This window comes from Bacillus sp. FDAARGOS_527, assembly GCF_003812125.1.
Lineage (GTDB): Bacteria > Bacillota > Bacilli > Bacillales > Bacillaceae_G > Bacillus_A > Bacillus_A paranthracis.
Window position 1 is genome coordinate 1,049,142 of record NZ_CP033795.1, and the last position, 18,621, is coordinate 1,067,762.

At 36.5% G+C, this 18,621-nt stretch carries 18 protein-coding genes; 15 read left to right on the plus strand and 3 right to left on the minus strand.

Going from position 1 to position 18,621, the window contains the following annotated elements:
• The first annotated feature begins 89 nt into the window (after nucleotides 1-89).
• From ilvE to ilvA, 6 genes are read left to right on the plus strand one after another with little or no spacing between them, the layout of a single operon-like run.
• Complete coding sequence (ilvE, locus tag EGX95_RS07795) at nucleotides 90-989, plus strand: branched-chain-amino-acid transaminase (protein ID WP_000528129.1); 900 nt, start codon at nucleotides 90-92, stop codon at nucleotides 987-989.
• A gap of 22 nt (nucleotides 990-1,011) precedes the next feature.
• The gene (gene ilvB / locus EGX95_RS07800) at nucleotides 1,012-2,727 is read left to right on the plus strand and encodes an acetolactate synthase large subunit (RefSeq protein WP_123805481.1); all 1,716 of its coding nucleotides are present in this window, start codon (nucleotides 1,012-1,014) and stop codon (nucleotides 2,725-2,727) included.
• Complete coding sequence (locus EGX95_RS07805) at nucleotides 2,724-2,936, plus strand: ACT domain-containing protein (protein WP_000019906.1); 213 nt, start codon at nucleotides 2,724-2,726, stop codon at nucleotides 2,934-2,936. Before ilvB ends, EGX95_RS07805 begins: the two co-directional genes overlap by 4 nt.
• 14 nt (nucleotides 2,937-2,950) lie before the next feature.
• Nucleotides 2,951-3,958: a ketol-acid reductoisomerase gene (gene ilvC / locus EGX95_RS07810; RefSeq protein WP_000861157.1), complete on the plus strand. Its 1,008-nt coding sequence runs from the start codon at nucleotides 2,951-2,953 to the stop codon at nucleotides 3,956-3,958.
• Between the two features lie 46 nt (nucleotides 3,959-4,004).
• On the plus strand, nucleotides 4,005-5,678 hold the full coding sequence (ilvD, locus tag EGX95_RS07815; RefSeq protein WP_001255807.1) for a dihydroxy-acid dehydratase: 1,674 nt from the start codon (nucleotides 4,005-4,007) through the stop codon (nucleotides 5,676-5,678).
• A gap of 31 nt (nucleotides 5,679-5,709) precedes the next feature.
• On the plus strand, nucleotides 5,710-6,972 hold the full coding sequence (ilvA, locus tag EGX95_RS07820; RefSeq protein ID WP_000250339.1) for a threonine ammonia-lyase IlvA: 1,263 nt from the start codon (nucleotides 5,710-5,712) through the stop codon (nucleotides 6,970-6,972).
• A 79-nt stretch (nucleotides 6,973-7,051) separates the two neighbouring features.
• Here ilvA and EGX95_RS07825 read toward each other — a convergent pair whose 3' ends face one another.
• Both EGX95_RS07825 and EGX95_RS07830 read right to left on the minus strand, forming a co-directional pair.
• The gene (locus EGX95_RS07825; protein ID WP_014297763.1) at nucleotides 7,052-7,279 is read right to left on the minus strand and encodes a hypothetical protein; all 228 of its coding nucleotides are present in this window, start codon (nucleotides 7,277-7,279) and stop codon (nucleotides 7,052-7,054) included.
• A 52-nt stretch (nucleotides 7,280-7,331) separates the two neighbouring features.
• Complete coding sequence (locus EGX95_RS07830; protein WP_000854508.1) at nucleotides 7,332-8,435, minus strand: CapA family protein; 1,104 nt, start codon at nucleotides 8,433-8,435, stop codon at nucleotides 7,332-7,334.
• Nucleotides 8,436-8,646: 211 nt separating this feature from the next.
• On the opposite strand from EGX95_RS07830, the gene EGX95_RS07835 reads away from it, so the two are divergent.
• From EGX95_RS07835 to EGX95_RS07845, 3 genes are all read left to right on the plus strand, one after another.
• Nucleotides 8,647-9,363, plus strand: coding sequence for a DUF554 domain-containing protein (locus EGX95_RS07835; RefSeq protein ID WP_000236057.1), 717 nt, complete (start codon nucleotides 8,647-8,649; stop codon nucleotides 9,361-9,363).
• An 18-nt stretch (nucleotides 9,364-9,381) separates the two neighbouring features.
• On the plus strand, nucleotides 9,382-10,233 hold the full coding sequence (locus EGX95_RS07840) for a GNAT family N-acetyltransferase (RefSeq protein WP_000503625.1): 852 nt from the start codon (nucleotides 9,382-9,384) through the stop codon (nucleotides 10,231-10,233).
• A 168-nt stretch (nucleotides 10,234-10,401) separates the two neighbouring features.
• A complete protein-coding gene (locus EGX95_RS07845) occupies nucleotides 10,402-11,616 on the plus strand; it encodes a multidrug efflux MFS transporter (protein ID WP_000179309.1) in 1,215 nt (404 codons plus the stop codon).
• 54 nt (nucleotides 11,617-11,670) lie between these two features.
• Here EGX95_RS07845 and EGX95_RS07850 read toward each other — a convergent pair whose 3' ends face one another.
• Nucleotides 11,671-12,432 carry a DODA-type extradiol aromatic ring-opening family dioxygenase gene (locus EGX95_RS07850; RefSeq protein WP_000982938.1) on the minus strand — a complete coding sequence of 254 codons (762 nt, stop codon included), beginning with the start codon at nucleotides 12,430-12,432 and terminating at the stop codon, nucleotides 11,671-11,673.
• Nucleotides 12,433-12,636: 204 nt separating this feature from the next.
• Here EGX95_RS07850 and EGX95_RS07855 point away from each other — a divergent pair, with 204 nt between their 5' ends.
• From EGX95_RS07855 to EGX95_RS07880, 6 genes are all read left to right on the plus strand, one after another.
• Entirely contained in the window at nucleotides 12,637-13,560 is a 924-nt protein-coding gene (locus EGX95_RS07855; RefSeq protein ID WP_001102593.1) for an alpha/beta hydrolase, read from the plus strand.
• Nucleotides 13,561-13,807: 247 nt separating this feature from the next.
• Nucleotides 13,808-14,452: a LytTR family DNA-binding domain-containing protein gene (locus tag EGX95_RS07860; RefSeq protein WP_000389719.1), complete on the plus strand. Its 645-nt coding sequence runs from the start codon at nucleotides 13,808-13,810 to the stop codon at nucleotides 14,450-14,452.
• A gap of 127 nt (nucleotides 14,453-14,579) precedes the next feature.
• Nucleotides 14,580-16,094, plus strand: a complete 1,515-nt coding sequence (locus EGX95_RS07865; protein ID WP_000429782.1) for a succinyl-CoA:acetate CoA-transferase ScpC — start codon at nucleotides 14,580-14,582, stop codon at nucleotides 16,092-16,094.
• Nucleotides 16,095-16,308: 214 nt separating this feature from the next.
• The gene (locus EGX95_RS07870; protein WP_000701911.1) at nucleotides 16,309-16,752 is read left to right on the plus strand and encodes a GNAT family N-acetyltransferase; all 444 of its coding nucleotides are present in this window, start codon (nucleotides 16,309-16,311) and stop codon (nucleotides 16,750-16,752) included.
• Nucleotides 16,753-16,779: 27 nt separating this feature from the next.
• Nucleotides 16,780-17,139, plus strand: a complete 360-nt coding sequence (locus EGX95_RS07875) for a YunG family protein (RefSeq protein WP_000342916.1) — start codon at nucleotides 16,780-16,782, stop codon at nucleotides 17,137-17,139.
• A gap of 53 nt (nucleotides 17,140-17,192) precedes the next feature.
• The gene (locus EGX95_RS07880) at nucleotides 17,193-18,518 is read left to right on the plus strand and encodes a bifunctional S-methyl-5'-thioadenosine deaminase/S-adenosylhomocysteine deaminase (RefSeq protein ID WP_002027475.1); all 1,326 of its coding nucleotides are present in this window, start codon (nucleotides 17,193-17,195) and stop codon (nucleotides 18,516-18,518) included.
• The last annotated feature ends 103 nt before the right edge of the window (nucleotides 18,519-18,621 follow it).

Consider the following 18,621-nt stretch of genomic DNA (forward strand, 5'->3'; position numbering starts at 1 on the left):
CTGAATATTCTGTTAAAAAATACTCATCTCAGCAATCGATATAGAAATAGATTGCAAAAATAGAGAGAAAAAAAGAGGAGCGATGTGAGATGGGAAATCAGTACATTTATATGAATGGGGAATTTGTAGAAAAAGAAAAGGCAGTTGTTTCAGTATATGATCATGGTTTTTTATACGGAGACGGTGTATTTGAAGGGATTCGTAGTTACGGTGGAAATGTATTTTGTTTAAAAGAACATGTAAAACGATTATATGAATCGGCAAAATCTATTTTACTTACAATCCCGCTGACGGTTGACGAAATGGAAGAAGCAGTTCTACAGACACTTCAAAAAAATGAGTATGCAGATGCTTATATTCGGTTAATTGTTTCAAGAGGAAAAGGGGACTTAGGGCTCGATCCGAGAAGTTGTGTGAAACCGAGCGTTATTATCATTGCAGAACAATTAAAGTTATTCCCACAGGAATTTTACGATAATGGATTAAGCGTTGTATCTGTTGCATCAAGACGTAATACGCCAGATGCTTTAGACCCACGTATTAAGTCAATGAACTACTTAAATAACGTACTTGTAAAAATTGAAGCGGCACAAGCAGGAGTGCTAGAGGCTCTTATGTTAAATCAACAAGGATATGTTTGTGAAGGATCTGGAGATAATGTTTTCGTTGTGAAAGATGGAAAAGTATTAACCCCGCCATCCTATTTAGGAGCATTAGAAGGTATTACAAGAAATAGTGTTATTGAGCTATGTGAGCGACTTCATATTCCATGTGAGGAAAGGCCATTTACTCGCCATGACGTATATGTAGCAGATGAAGTATTTTTAACGGGAACGGCAGCAGAATTAATTCCTGTTGTAAAAGTTGATTCAAGAGAAATTGGAGATGGGAAACCAGGAAGTGTAACGAAACAATTGACAGAGGAATTTAAAAAGTTAACGAGGGAAAGAGGAGTACGTGTTCCAGGATTGGCGGAAAGCTTACTGTAGGTAGGGAGAGGAGTTAATTAAAATGGAGCAACAGTATACAACATATGAGAAATTACAGTGTGAAGATGTGACAGGAGCTGGACACGTTATTCAATGCTTGAAGAATTTAGGCGTAACGACTGTTTTCGGTTATCCGGGCGGAGCGATTTTGCCAGTGTACGATGCGTTATACGGAAGTGGTTTAAAGCACATTTTAACTCGTCATGAACAAGCTGCTATTCATGCGGCAGAAGGATATGCGAGAGCTTCTGGAAAGGTCGGGGTAGTCTTTGCTACCTCTGGCCCAGGGGCGACAAATCTAGTTACGGGCTTAGCAGATGCTTATATGGATTCGATTCCTTTAGTTGTCATTACAGGGCAAGTTGCAACGCCTTTAATTGGTAAAGATGGATTTCAAGAAGCGGATGTTGTCGGAATTACAGTACCTGTTACGAAGCATAATTACCAAGTTCGTGATGTAAATCATGTATCACGAATTGTGCAAGAAGCTTTTTACATCGCCAAAAGCGGACGACCGGGACCAGTATTAATCGATATTCCAAAAGATGTTCAAAATGCAAAAGTCACCAGTTTCTTTAATGAAGAAGTTGATATTCCGGGGTACAAACCAGAACTCGTACCAGACAGCATGAAACTTAGAGAGGTAGCGAAAGAAATTTCAAAAGCAAAACGTCCACTTCTTTATATTGGAGGAGGTGTCATTCATTCAGATGGATCTGATGAACTGATCAAATTTGCAAGAGAAAATCGTATTCCAGTCGTGTCAACTTTAATGGGACTAGGTGCGTATCCGCCGGGAGATTCATTATTTTTAGGAATGCTCGGTATGCATGGAACGTATGCTGCAAACATGGCAGTAACAGAATGTGACTTATTACTTGCTTTAGGTGTTCGTTTTGATGACCGTGTAACAGGAAAATTAGAACTCTTTTCTCCGCATTCGAAAAAGGTACATATTGATATAGATCCTTCGGAGTTTCATAAAAATGTAACTGTGGAATATCCAGTTGTTGGAGATGTGAAAAAAGCGTTACACATGTTGTTACATATGCCGATTTGTACACAGACAGATGAATGGATTACGAAAACCGAGGAATGGAAAGCGGAATACCCTCTTTCCTATATTCAAAAAGAAAGTGAGTTAAAACCACAGCATGTTATTAGCTTAGTAAGTGAATTAACGAATGGTGAAGCGATTGTTACGACAGAAGTAGGACAGCATCAAATGTGGGCTGCGCATTTTTATAAAGCGAAAAACCCGCGGACTTTTCTAACATCAGGTGGATTAGGAACGATGGGATTTGGCTTCCCGGCGGCAGTTGGTGCTCAGCTTGCAAAAGAAGAAGAACTCGTTATTTGTATTGCAGGTGATGCTTCTTTTCAAATGAATATTCAAGAACTACAAACAATTGCTGAAAATAACATCCCTGTAAAAGTATTTATTATAAACAATAAATTTTTAGGGATGGTAAGGCAATGGCAAGAAATGTTTTATGAAAACCGATTGTCAGAGTCGAAAATTGGATCTCCAGATTTTGTGAAAGTGGCAGAAGCTTATGGAGTGAAAGGATTAAGAGCGATAAATTCAACCGAGGCGAAACAAGTGATGTTAGAAGCATTTGCTCATGAAGGACCTGTCGTAGTTGATTTTTGTGTAGAAGAAGGTGAAAACGTATTTCCGATGGTTCCACCAAATAAAGGGAATAACGAAATGGTTATGAAGAGGTGGGAAGAATGAGTCATACTTTTTCATTAGTTATCGATAACGATCCAAATGTCTTATTACGCATAAGTGGAATTTTTGCTCGGCGTGGTTATTATATTTCTTCATTAAATTTAAATGAAAGTGAAATGGAGTTAACGGCAGTTTGTACAGAACAAGAAGCAACATTACTCGTCGGTCAGTTGAAAAAGTTAATCAATGTACTGCAAGTAAACAAATTATAAGGAGTGTATGGAGTATGAAAACATATTATGAGCAAGATGCAAATGTAGAGTTATTAAAAGGGAAAACAGTTGCGGTAATTGGCTATGGGTCTCAAGGTCATGCACAGGCGCAAAATTTACGCGATTCTGGTGTGGAAGTTGTAGTTGGTGTTCGACCTGGTAAGTCTTTTGAAGTAGCAAAAGCAGATGGATTTGAAGTAATGTCTGTTTCAGAAGCAGTTCGAACCGCGCAAGTTGTACAAATGTTACTGCCAGATGAACAGCAAGCTCATGTGTATAAAGCAGAGGTAGAAGAGAATCTTCGTGAAGGACAAATGTTACTTTTTTCACATGGATTTAACATTCACTTCGGCCAAATTAATCCGCCAAGTTACGTAGATGTAGCGATGGTTGCGCCAAAAAGTCCAGGTCATCTCGTTCGCCGTGTATTTCAAGAAGGAAATGGTGTTCCAGCATTAGTCGCAGTACATCAAGATGCAACAGGCACAGCGTTACATGTAGCACTTGCTTATGCAAAAGGTGTAGGGTGTACACGTGCAGGTGTAATTGAAACGACATTCCAAGAAGAAACAGAGACGGATTTGTTTGGTGAGCAAGCGGTACTTTGCGGAGGTGTAACTGCACTTGTGAAAGCTGGTTTTGAAACGTTAACAGAAGGCGGATATCGTCCTGAAATTGCATACTTCGAATGTTTACATGAATTAAAGTTAATTGTTGATTTAATGTACGAAGGTGGTTTAACGAACATGCGACATTCTATTTCCGATACGGCAGAGTTCGGAGATTATGTAACAGGATCGAGAATTGTTACAGATGAAACGAAGAAAGAAATGAAACGAGTACTTACAGAAATTCAGCAAGGTGAATTCGCGAAGAAATGGATTTTAGAAAACCAAGCTGGGCGTCCAACGTATAATGCGATGAAAAAAGCAGAGCAAAATCATCAGTTAGAAAAAGTAGGAGCAGAGCTTCGTGAAATGATGAGCTGGATTCATGCACCGAAAGAATTAGTAAAGAAATAGAGTAATAGATTGTAAGTGAAAAATACGTAAGAGGGGATTTGACAAGATGAGAAGTGACATGATTAAAAAAGGTTTTGATAAAGCGCCGCATCGTAGTTTATTAAAAGCAACTGGTTTGAAAGATGAAGATTTTGATAAACCGTTTATAGCTATTTGTAATTCTTTTATTGAAATTATTCCAGGTCATAAGCACTTAAATGAGTTTGGGAAACTTGTTAAAGAAGCAGTACGTGCAGCAGGCATGGTTCCATTTGAATTTAATACAATTGGAGTAGATGACGGTATTGCGATGGGGCATATCGGTATGCGCTATTCGCTTCCGAGTCGAGAAATCATTGCAGATTCAGTAGAAACGGTTGTAAATGCACACTGGTTTGATGGCATGATTTGTATTCCAAACTGTGACAAAATCACACCTGGTATGATGATGGCTGCACTACGTATTAATATTCCGACTGTGTTTGTTTCGGGCGGCCCGATGGCAGCAGGAAAAACATCTAAAGGAGAAGTTGTCGATTTAAGTTCTGTTTTCGAAGGAGTAGGAGCGTATCAATCTGGGAAAATTTCAGAAGAAGAATTAAAGGATATTGAAGATCATGGTTGTCCATCTTGTGGTTCTTGTTCCGGTATGTTTACAGCGAACTCTATGAACTGTTTATGTGAAGTATTAGGCTTAGCTCTTCCTGGTAACGGAAGTATTTTGGCTATTGATCCGAGGCGTGAGGAGTTAATTAAAGAAGCAGCAGAGAAATTAAAGGTTTTAATTGAAAGAGATATTAAACCGAGAGACATCGTAACAGAAGAAGCAATTGATGATGCGTTCGCGCTTGATATGGCGATGGGCGGTTCAACAAATACAGTGTTACATACATTAGCACTCGCACATGAGGCAGGACTAGATTATGATATGAGCCGTATTGATGCTGTTTCAAGGCGTGTACCACATTTATGTAAAGTAAGCCCTGCTTCTAATTGGCATATGGAAGATATTGACCGCGCGGGCGGGATTAGTGCAATTTTGAAAGAGATGAGCCGAAAAGAAGGGGTACTTCATTTAGATCGTATTACTGCTACGGGGCAGACGTTAAGAGAGAACATTGCTCATGCAGAGATTAAAGATAAGGAAGTGATTCATTCTCTTGAAAACCCTCATAGTGAAGAAGGTGGATTACGTATATTAAAAGGAAACCTTGCGAAGGATGGGGCAGTTATTAAAAGTGGGGCAACTGAAGTAAAACGATTTGAAGGACCATGCGTTATTTTTAATTCACAAGATGAGGCGCTTGCCGGCATTATGCTTGGGAAGGTTAAAAAAGGAGATGTAGTTGTTATTCGTTATGAAGGACCAAGAGGCGGTCCTGGTATGCCGGAAATGTTAGCACCAACGTCAGCGATTGCTGGCATGGGATTAGGTGCAGATGTTGCGTTGTTAACCGATGGTCGTTTCTCTGGTGCTTCACGTGGTATTTCAGTAGGGCATATTTCGCCAGAAGCAGCTGCGGGCGGAACGATTGCACTTCTTGAACAAGGGGATATCGTTTGTATCGATGTTGAGGAAAGGTTGTTAGAAGTAAGAATTAGTGATGAAGAATTAGATAAGCGTAAAAAAGAATGGAAACGACCAGAACCGAAAGTGAAAACGGGATGGCTTGGGCGCTACGCACAAATGGTAACGTCGGCGAATACAGGTGCAGTCCTAAAAGTCCCAAATTTTGATTGAGCCAATATAAAAGAGATAAGGATGATATGAAATGGTGCAAAAGGTAAAGGAGAGAGTGAAAATTGAAGATATCTTAATGGCTCATAATTGCATGAAGGATATCGTTATTAAAACACCGTTACAACGTGATACAGTTTTATCTGAGAAATATGATTGTGACGTTTATGTAAAACGAGAAGACTTACAATTAATTCGCTCTTTCAAAATTCGTGGTGCGTATAATCTAATTCAAAGTTTACCGAAAGTACAATTACAAAACGGTGTTGTTTGTGCAAGTGCTGGTAATCATGCGCAAGGAGTAGCTTATACGTGTAATTTATTGAAGATTCCGTCAAAAATTTTCATGCCGACGACGACACCTAAACAAAAAGTGTCACAAGTACAATTTTTCGGTGGTGATTTTGCGGAAATTGTATTAGTTGGTGATACATTTGATAGCTCTTTCCAAGAAGCACAGCGTTATTGTGAAGAAAATAGAATGACATTTGTTCATCCGTTTGATGATCCGTACGTAGTTGCTGGTCAAGGGACAGTGGCAGTTGAAATTATGCATGATATGGAGAAACCGGTTGATTATATCTTTACAGCAATTGGTGGTGGTGGATTAGCATCAGGTGTTGGTACATATGTGAAAGGTGTTAGTCCTGCTACACAGGTCATTGGGGTAGAGCCAATGGGAGCTGCATCTATGAAAGAGGCTTTTCTTCAAAATGATAATGTCGCATTGGAGAGAATAGATAGTTTTGTTGATGGGGCAGCGGTTAAAAAGGTAGGAAAGTTAACATTTGAAACTTGTAAAGATGTAATTGATGACATTGTTTTAGTACCAGAGGGAAAGGTTTGTACGACGATTTTAGAACTGTATAAGAAAAATGCGATTGTAGCTGAACCAGCTGGTGCACTCTCTATTGCAGCGCTTGATTTATATAGAGATGAAATAAAAGGTAAAACAGTTGTTTGTACGCTAAGTGGTGGAAATAATGATATTGATAGAATGCAAGAAATGAAAGAACGATCTCTCATTTATGAAGGATTAAAGCATTATTTCATCATTGAATTCCCACAGCGTTCAGGTGCGTTAAGAGAATTTCTTGATAAAGGATTAGGGCCAGAAGATGATATTACTCGCTTTGAGTATATTAAGAAACATAATAAAGAAAATGGTCCAGCATTAGTCGGAGTAGAGTTAAAACATAAAGAAGATTATGAGCAATTAATTACTCGTTTTAAAGAAAATAATATTCAATTTATGGAGCTTAATAAAAATCCTGTTTTGTTTGATTTGCTTATTTAATATAAGGAAAGGGTTGGCATCCAAATAAAAAAGATAGATACAAGCAAGGGAAATGCTGCTTGTTCTATCTTTTTTACAATTAAACTAAATAATTGCCATATTCAAGAAGAATAAAGCTAGCTAACCAAAAGAATATGGCAATCCGAATGATTATATACATAGTAAATTCAAAGGGAGAAAGGTTTCTCTCTCGCTTTATTTTTTTTAATAGTCTCACAGAATAAAAGGAACATAAAAGCAGAATTGCTATAGAGATTTTATAGATATTTTCTAAGAGATTTATATTTTCTAATAAGTCTTTTAGCATATTCATCACCTATTCTCTAATGTATGTTACAGAGAAATGGATCTTGTACTGTTTAGTTGCGTTTATTTATTATTTTCCCTGTATCATCAATTTCTACATCAGTTGAAATTGTTTGTAAGTATTGGAGAGCTTTTCTCTTTTCTTCCTCATTTACAGGGGAAACTTGGTTGTTACGGATGATATAAGGATTGAATGACATTTGGACATCCTTTCCTTTAAAAGTTAAAGTTAATACACCAGTTTCAGCACTTTTTCCGTTCACATAACTTGGGAATAAAAAGTTTCCTAATGAGTAAGCGACAGGAACGTTATTATAATATTCAAACCCTTGTAACCAATGTGGATGACTTCCGACAATCGCGTCGGCTCCTGCTGTAACCATTTTATTTACATATTGTTTTTGATAATCTACCGGACGATTTGATTTTTCGACACCCCAATGCATATAGACAATTAAATAGTCTGCATCTTTCTTTTGCTCTTTAATTGTTTTTGTTACAAGATTTAAATCATACCCGTTCGCAACGCCAGGTTTATTGTCATCAGCTACCCAAGTGAAATCAGGCATAAATCGGACGAATGAAAGGAATTTGAATTTTTTTCCTTTCACAGTCATTTCTCGTGCAGTATATGCGTCTTTTGCATTTTTTCCGGCTCCAATGTAAGGGAACTTTAATTTTTCTACGTAAGAGATTGTATCTAGTAATCCCTCTTGTCCGTAATCAAGTGTATGATTATTCCCGATATTTACGATGTCATAACCGGTGTTTTTTATAGCTTGAAGCGTGGATGGATCACTTTTAATCCAAAACAGTTGTCCAGGAGCTTTTTTTTCTCTCGTTGTAAATGCAGACTCTAAATTAACGAAAGAAATATCAGCTTTTGTTATTTCTTCTTTTACATGCTGGAATGGATAATCAGCCCCGTTTTTTTCGATTACCGGACGTAATTGCCAATCGAACATTGTATCACCAGAGAAGGTGAGTGTAATTTCTGGGTCTTCTATTTTCTTCTCACTCGTTGAAGCAGTTTTGCTAGATTTGTTTTGGAAATCGGGTGTGTCTTTCGCTTTTGAAGTAAAAGAGTGGTTAATTAATACAACAATTGGCGTAATGCAAAAGGCTATTAACAAAAATCGTTTTAGTAAAGTTTTCATAAATACCTTCCCTTTTGAGTTTATCCCGCAATTAAATTAGCAATGAGTCTATAAAAAGTAATTGATTTATGTACAGATATAAAAAATGCGGTTTATGTAGTGAAAAACATTTGTTAATATTCTCAATATTAAGTTAACATATAGATAACCTGTAAATCAATGTGTAAACCAAAATATAGAAATAAAGAATTCGAAGGGTGAAGAACGAGAAATGGTTATATTAGGAGCAGTTGTAAATGGGGTTTGTATTATATTTGGTACTTTACTAGGTAAATTATTTAGTAAGATTCCAGAAAGTATGAAGGGAACGATCATGCACGCAATCGGTTTAGCGGTTACTGTGCTTGGACTTCAAATGGCATTAAAAAGTGAAAATTTTCTAGTTGTCATTTTAAGTTTAGTAATTGGTACGGTCATTGGGGAATGGTTACAATTAGAAGGAAAGTTAAAACAGTTAGGGGATTGGCTAGAAAATAAAGTTGGATCAAAAGGGAAAGGCAGCATATCAGAAGGGTTTGTAACAGCTACACTTATTTTTGCAATTGGTGCAATGGGGATACTGGGTGCACTCGACAGTGGTATTCGCGGAAATCACGATATTTTATTTACGAAGGCGATTATTGACGGATTTATTTCTATTATATTAACGACAACTCTAGGGATTGGCGTAGTATTTTCAGCGATTCCAGTAATTTTATACGAAGGTGGCATTGCAGTTTTTGCAACACAAATTAATAGTGTTGTCCCGAAGGAATTAATGAATCAATTTATAGTAGAAATGACAGCTACAGGCGGTATTATGATAGCCGCTATTGGATTGAACTTGCTTAGTATTATTAAAATCAAGGTGGCAAATTTACTTCCAGGTATATTGGTAGTGGGTGTAATTGTTTCAATTATTTATGGTTACGGTTTGTTAGTAAATTAGTAGAGGATGGAAATACATATGGGGGAGTTTCAATTTACAAAACGTGTGCATAACATATTGGAGTTTGCAGCAGAAGAGGCTGAATGTAATATCATTCACCCTGTTCATTTGTTTATCGGCATGTGTAAAGAAGGTACTGGCGTTTGTGGCGAGTTGTATATGTATTTGTTCCGTAATATGGGTACGGATTTTTTAGAAAAACTTTCATTACGAAAACAATATGATTTAACGGATCAAGATTATAAAAAAATAGGACAATATAAATTATCACATAAGACGCTAGAAATTTTACAAATAGCGAAGAAACGTATGGAACGTTTTCAGCAAGTATTAATGAACGAAGGACATGTTATATATGCATTATTTCGTGTAAATCCAGTTATTGAAAATGCACAGATGCAAAGAGATATATTACGTATTATAGCTGAGCCAAGAGATTTAGCAGTCGATTTAAAAAGTTTTGTTCCTATTTATAATGATTTAACTTGTACTGTTAGAAAGGGTAACTCTTCTGATTTGAGGAAATTAGTAAGTTTTGTTAGTAAGGAATTTGGTGAACGTTGGTTACATTCGATAGGGTACGGATTTCGTACATATAAAGAAAATGTACCTATTTATATAGCAGAGCAAGAAGAAGTGATAGTAGGTTTCGCTTGTTATGATGTAGTGAGAGGAAAGAAAGGATTGTTTGGTCCAATGGGCACGGCGAAACAAAATCGTGTGAAAGGTGTAGGGAAGCAATTGTTACATTGTAGTCTGCATAGTATGAAGCAAGAGGGTTATGAATATGCAATTATTGGGCAAGCGGGCCCAATTGAGTTTTATGAGAGATGTTGTAATGCACGTTTAATACCGATCATGGATTATTAACCAACTTCATTTAGGTGGAGTTGGTTTTATTATGAAAAAAATGTGGGAATGTAGTGATTTTTATTAGAAAATAGCGGGTTTTGTAGTAAATCTTACAAATAAAGCAAATTACTAAACTTTTTATAAGAAAGGGTGTAGAATGGGTATCTAAAGAAAGAAGGTGTGAAAATGGCCAGCTGGAAACGAAATTTAATGATTTGTTGGCTAGGTTGTTTTACCACTGCAGCCGGTATGAGTTTAGTAATTCCTTTTTTATCTTTTTATATTGAGGAATTAGGGGTGACTGGCACTTCTAGTATTGCACAGTGGTCGGGACTTGCATTTGGTGTAACATTTTTAATGGGTGCGATCGTATCACCAATATGGGGAAAGCTTGGTGATATACATGGACGGAAATTGATGCTAATTCGTGCTAGCCTTGGTATGGCGATTATTATGACGCTTATGGGGTTTGTAACGGATGTATATCAACTAGTCGCACTAAGATTTTTGATGGGAGCAGTATCTGGTTTCCTTTCAACAGCGATGACATTTATTGCAGCAGAAACTCCGAAAGAACATTCAGGTTGGGCAATTTCTACAATTTCAACTGGTGGCGTGAGCGGTTCTTTACTTGGTCCATTACTTGGAGGATATTTGTCTGAGTTAATTGGAATGCGCCATGTTTTTCTTGTTACAGGAGCTTTTTTATTCCTTTCCTTTCTCATCGTTTTTTTCTTCTTACATGAAGAAAATCACTCTGCTCAAGCAAAAAAAGTACAAACGAAAAAAGTATGGACGATGGTTCCAGCTAAGCATTTAATTATTAGTTTGTTTGTAACAACATTTATTATTCAACTTGCTAATATGTCTGTTCAGCCAATTGTTACATTATACGTGAAAAATTTAGTTGGTCCTCAAACTGCGCATATTGAAACAATTGCGGGCGCCGTTATGTCAGCGACAGGATTAGCTGTTATTTTGGCAGCACCAAGACTCGGACGATTATCAGATCATATCGGTCCTCAAAAAACGTTAGTTGTAGCGTTGTTTGCTGCAGGAATTATCTTTATCCCGCAAGCATTTGTAACCTCAGCTTGGCAACTATTAATTCTTCGATTTTTATTAGGAATCGCACAAGCAGGATTATTACCTTCCGTACAAACCCTACTAAAACAACATACACCAACCCATGTAACGGGACGAATATTTGGGTATAATCAATCGTTTCAGTTTTTAGGAAATATGATTGGACCAATACTTGGTGGACAAATTGCAGCGCATGCTGGTTTTCAATATGTTTTCTTCTCTACATCATCACTATTGTTTATTGCGTGCATTTGGGTTTATTTTCATAATAAGAACGAAGGGGTATCAGAGAAACGACATTTGGAAGTTAGTTAACTAGGTGAATAAAAAAGAAAAGGATGAAGCAATGATTGCTTCATCCTTTTTTATTTAAAATTGGAGACAAAGATAACTTAATGTACCAAGCTCGTAACTACGGTGAATGACTTCACCGCTATTTTCACCACTTCCCATAGCGATAAATAAAGGAACAAAATGCTCTGCTCTTGGTACTGCTAATTGTGCATGAGGCGCATTGTTTTCCCAATTAAACAACGCATCTTTATCGTTAGTCTGCATATGTTTTATAATCCAATCATCAAATTCAATTGCCCATTGTTCGGGTGTAGTTTGATTCCATTTCAGTGCTCGTAAGTTATGAACGGTAACACCACTACCGATTACTAAAATATCTTCCTGTCCAAGTCCTTTTAATGCTTCTCCAATCATAAATTGTTCTTTTGCAGAAAGGAATGGATTTACTGATATTTGGATGACAGGAATATTTGCTTCTGGATACATGCGATGTAAGAGTGTCCATGAGCCATGATCTAAACCTCTCGTCATATTATGATGGACTGGAATACCTTTGTTTTTAAACTTTGTTTCTAACATGGATGCAATGCTAGAAGAACCTTTTGCACGATATTTAATTTCGTATAACTCTGGAGGAAAACCTCCAAAATCATAAATTGTTTCATATTCGTTATCTGATGAGGAAATCGTTAATACTTCACTTTCCCAGTGAGCAGTGAAAATAACAATTGCTTTCGGTTTGTATGTTTCTCCAAGGGTTTTTAAAAAACTTGTATATTCTGTATCTTGAATAGCGAGCATCGGTGATCCGTGTGCTAAAAATAATGATGGCATCATAATAGAAACCTCCTAAAAACATAATAATTACTTTATGTAAGTAACTATATAATTTTATTTTAAGTTCGTCAATATATTAGTTTAAGAGCTAATTGGAGAAGTGAGTCATTTGTCATAATGAAGGCAATTGCATATAATACATAATAAGAATAATGAATGGATATTCATTTTTTGAGATACATAATAGAGTTGGGGGCTGACGAAATGAACGTACAGGAAAGTTTCGTTACGGCATTGGATGGATCAGAAATTTATTTACGCAAGTGGTTACCAGAAGGTGAACCGAAAGGGATTATTCAAATTGCACATGGTATGACAGAACATGCAGGTGTTTATACAGACTTTATTGCTGCGTTATTAGAAGCAGGGTATGGTGTTTATGCACATGATCATAAAGGGCATGGGAAAACAGTGAAAAGAGAAGAAGATTATGGTCATTTTAAACCAAATGTAGGTTGGAATGAGGCTGTGTCTGATGTTATTTTTGTATCAGAAACGATAAGAAAAGAGCAGACATGTCCGTTATTTTTACTTGGACATAGTATGGGTTCTTTTTTATCAAGGCGTGCTGTACAATTGAAAGGTGAATTGTATGATGGATTCCTTATTTCAGGAACTGGTGGAAATCCAGGGTTTTTAGGAAGTATCGGTCATAAAGTAGCGACAATCGAGATGAAACTACGCGGAGCGAAAACGAAAAGTCCGATGCTAAACTTTTTATCTTTCGGAAATTTCAATTCGCACTTTAAACCAAATCGTACAAAATTTGATTGGCTATCTTCAGATAACAGTCAAGTAGATAAATATATTGCGGATCCATTATGTGGATTCATTTGTACGACTAGTTTTTATCGAGAATTATTTTCTGGTGTATTAGAAGTAAATAAACTAGAAGAGTTTAAGAAAACACCGCAAAACCTTCCAATACATATTTTTTCAGGAGATCGTGATCCTGTTGGAGATATGGGAAAAGGTGTAAAAGAAGTATATGAAAATTATAAAAAATGTGGCGTGAAAGATGTAACGTTGCGTCTATATGAAAATGGAAGACATGAAATGTTCCATGAAGTGAATAGAGATGAAGTATTTAAAGATTTGATTTCGTGGTTAGAAGAACATAATAAATGAGAATGAAAGCTAAGTCCAGACTGTTTATAGTTTGGACTTTTTGTTTGTAGGTGTTGCAAGTATTTACTGATGTAGTGTTCATATCATTTTTACATATTTGAAGATAGGTTATATTCTGTATAATTAAATAAATAGAAAGCCTTGTGCAAATGAGGAGATAAATGTATAAAATTAATAATCAAACTTTTTATAAAGCAACAGAGGCCATTCAGAATAGTAGTATAATAGCGAATGAGGTGTTAATAGAATGGAAGATAAAACATTAGGTTTACTATTAGATGTTGTTGGGGAATTATTTTCAGATGAAATTTCAATTGCTGTATCGAATACGAAACAATATATATACTATCGGCCAAGTAAACGAATTGATTTAAAGATTAGTGTCGGTGATCCTATAAAGGAAGGAACGATTGCTCATAAAGCAATGGTGACAAACCAAAAAACCTCTGAGTTTATGAATCGGGATGTTTTTGGTATTCCTTATCATGGTATGGCCGTACCATTCTCAAACAATGGAAAGCTTGAAGGTTGCGTGACAGCCATTTATCCAGCTTTAACGGACGGAAAATCAGTCGTTACTTTAAAAACAACGGACGGCTGGATTCCGGTTCCTTTTTCAAAAGTCATGTATTTAGAGGCGAAAGATAAAAAGACGTATGTAAATGCAGAAGAGTTAACAGGGACACATAAATACTCGTTACAAGAATTCGAATACTTACTTCCGAAAGATTCATTTATTAGATGCCACCGTTCCTTTATTGTAAATGTGAATCATATTCAAGCGATTTATCCTGATACGCATTCTACTTTTTTACTTTCTATGGATAATGGAGAGAGGGTTCCAGTTAGTCAATCATACGCTAGTTATTTTCGTAAACTTCTAGGATTCTAAATTATTCTGCTTTAGAGACTAGATTCGCTGTTTTGTCTGAATTTTTGCCATTGTATACTGAAATCCCTATTTAGATACTGTTAAAGTGTAAAATAATTATGAATATTCATAGGGAGAGGGATTACATATGGAGAATAATTTGGATAGAATCAGGGATGAACGTCTGAAAGATCGCGTAGTTACACCTGAAGAAGCAGCTTCATGGATTGAAAGTGGAATGACTTTAGGCTTAAGTGGGTTTACACGTGCAGGTGATGTAAAAGCAGTCCCATTTGCGCTTGTAAACCGAGTTAAGAATGATACATCTTTTAAAGTAAATGTTTATACTGGTGCCTCTTTAGGTTCTGATGTAGATAAATTATTTGCGGAAGCAGGAATTTTAGGGAAAAGATTGCCTTTCCAAGCTGATGCGACTATGCGAAAAGGAATTAATAACGGAGATTTTTTATTTGTGGACCAGCACTTATCTCATACATCAGAGTTACTTCGCGCTGACGTTATGGATGTAGATTTTGCTATTTTGGAAGCGGTTGCGATTACTGAAGATGGCATGATTATTCCAACAACTTCAATAGGAAATTCTTTAGCGTTTTCTTTAAATGCTAAGTCCATTATTATTGAAATGAATATGGCTCAATCCACGCAGTTAGAAGGACTGCATGATTTATATGAACCAGGTAAACAAGGAGAAAGACTTCCAATTCCGATTGTGAAAACGGATGATCGAATTGGAACGATTGGCATTCCAATCGATGTTGAAAAGGTGAAAGGGATTGTGTTTACGAACCAATTAGACTCACCATCGACAATTGTTCCTCCGGATGAAGAAACTGTTATTATGGCACAGCATTTAATAGAGTTCCTTCGAAAAGAAGTCGAAGTAGGCCGATTAACAAATCGTTTAGCACCGTTACAATCAGGAATTGGCTCAGTGGCTAATGCTGTTCTTCATGGAATGTTAGATTCGGAGTTTGAAGATTTAGAAGTGTATTCTGAAGTTTTACAAGATGCGGTCTTTGATCTTATGGATGCTGGAAAAGTCAATTTTGCTTCATGCTGTTCAATCACACTCTCTGAGGAGAAAATGCAAAAAGTATTTTCCAACTTTGAAAAGTATCGTGACAAATTAATGATGCGCCCGCAAGAGATTTCTAATCATCCTGAAATCATTCGTCGCCTCGGATTAATCTCGATTAATACTGCTTTAGAATTAGATATATACGGAAATGTGAACTCTACTCACGTTTTAGGCACAAAAATGATGAATGGTATCGGTGGTTCTGGTGATTTTGCGAGAAATGCTCGCCTAGCTATCTTTGTTACGAAATCGATTGCGAAAGGTGGCAACATTTCAAGTATCGTTCCTTTTGTTTCACATGTGGACCATACGGAACACGATGTAGATGTTATCGTCACTGAACAAGGGTATGTTGATCTAAGAGGACTGGCCCCAAGAGAAAGAGTGGAATTAATTATCGAGAATTGCGCACATCCAATGTATCGTGATCAGCTAAGAGCTTATTACGAAGAAGCTAAAACGAGAGGTGGACAAACTCCTCATGTTTTAGAAAAAGCTTTTTCTTGGCATACGAATTATGCTAAAAATGGAACAATGCTTGAGGCGGTAGTAGAAACTGTATAGGTGTGTATCGTTAGAAATAGTAAAACGAAAGATTGAGTTTGAAAAAAATTTTAGAAGAAGAAAACGCCAACTTTCAAAGATGGCGTTTTTTTCTTTAAATACATTGTTACAGGCCGTACTGATTATAATAAAGATTTATGAAAATAAGAGGGTTTTTTAATTACTTTTCGAATCATTTTAATAGTTTACATATCGAAGGTGAGGAGAAAGAATCATGAAGATAAGAGAAGCGTTATTAAGTGAAGCAAATGAATTAAGTGAACTCGCACTACAATCAAAAGCGACGTGGGATTATAGTGAAGAATTCATACTTGCCTGTAAGGAAGATTTAACTATTACAGAAGAGTATATAAATAATAATTTTGTATATGTTTTTGAAAACGATAATACGAAGATTGGATTTTTCTCATTTTTACGTAATGATAAAGCTCTCGATTTCCTGTACATTCATCCTCGTTACAAAGGGAAAGGCTACGGGAAAATAATGTGGAAGTATGTAATAGAAAAAGCAAATGAACTAGGCTTAAAAAGTTTTACGATTGATAGTGATCCGAATGCAAAAGGATATTACTTGAAAATGGGCGCACAGTTAATCGGAGAGACACCATCAACGGTCTTTAAGGATCGTTTACTGCCTCTTTTGAAATATGATGTGTAAAACTATTAATAGTAGGGGAAGATTAGAGTGGATGATGTAAAGGAAAAAAGAATATATGAAGCATTAATAAGATCGTGGTCGATTGAAACAAGTTCAAAGTGGACGACTGAGAATCCAGCAAAGGGACAGTGTGGTGTAACGGCTTTGGTCGTTCAAGACATATACGGAGGAGAGATTAAAAAGACAAAAGTAAGAGAGGCGTGGCACTTTTATAACTTTATAGATGGACAGAGGTTTGATTTTACAGAGGCTCAATTTAATGAAAAACTGAATTATATGGATATAGAATCAAATCGAGAAGAAGCATTTGCAGATACAAATGAAAAACAATATTGCATGTTGAAGAAAAAGATAACGAAAGAATTGAAATTATCTTTTGACTCTTAATCTTTAATAAGTTACTATAATGGTGGTAACTTATTAAAGGGAACTTCATAGAGTTGAAAGGGGAAATACTTTTGAAAACAACTTATGTAAACGCTACAATCGTAACGATGAATGAACAAAATGAAGTGATAGAAAATGGATATATCATTGTAGAAAATGATCAAATTATAGATGTGAAGAGCGGAGAATTCGCTAATGATTTTGAAGTAGATGAAGTAATTGACATGAAAGGAAAATGGGTTTTACCAGGGCTTGTCAATACACATACACACGTTGTAATGAGTCTCTTAAGAGGTATTGGTGATGATATGTTATTACAGCCGTGGCTTGAGACAAGAATTTGGCCACTTGAAAGTCAATTTACTCCAGAGCTTGCGGTCGCTAGTACGGAACTAGGATTACTTGAAATGGTGAAAAGTGGTACAACATCATTCTCTGATATGTTTAATCCAATTGGAGTAGATCAAGATGCAATTATGGAAACGGTATCAAGGAGCGGGATGCGAGCTGCTGTTTCAAGAACTTTATTTAGCTTTGGAACGAAAGAGGATGAAAAGAAAGCAATTGAAGAAGCTGAGAAATATGTGAAGCGTTACTATAACGAAAGTGGTATGTTAACTACGATGGTTGCACCGCATAGTCCATATACATGCAGTACAGAACTGTTAGAAGAGTGTGCACGTATTGCAGTAGAAAATCAAACGATGGTTCATATTCACCTTTCGGAAACAGAGCGTGAAGTACGTGATATTGAAGCAAAGTACGGAAAACGTCCAGTAGAATATGCAGCAAGTTGCGGATTGTTTAAACGACCGACAGTTATTGCACACGGTGTAGTATTAAATGACAATGAGCGTGCATTTTTAGCGGAACATGACGTTCGAGTAGCTCATAATCCGAATAGTAATTTAAAACTAGGGTCTGGTATAGCGAATGTAAAAGCGATGCTAGAAGCAGGAATAAAAGTAGGAATTGCAACAGATAGTGTTGCATCTAACAACAATTTAGATATGTTTGAGGAAATGCGCATTGCAACTTTATTACAAAAAGGTATTCACCAAGACGCAACAGCGTTACCGGTTGAAACAGCTCTTACACTTGCAACTAAGGGAGCTGCTGAAGTAATTGGGATGAAACAAACAGGCTCACTTGAGATTGGAAAGTGTGCTGATTTCATTACAATTGACCCGTCTAATAAACCGCATTTACAACCAGCAGATGAAGTGTTATCACACCTTGTGTATGCTGCTAGTGGAAAAGATATAAGTGATGTAATCATTAACGGAAAACGTGTCGTTTGGAATGGCGAATGTAAAACGTTAGATGAAGAGCGTATTATATTTGAAGCAAGTCGATATAAACGAGGTTTGCAAAGATAAGTATTTTCAGGATGTGGAGAAAGTCTTTTCCGCATCCTGTTTTTGTGTGTGAACCTTTTTTATTAATAAAACAGAAGAGAATGATTTAGATAAAATCACTAGT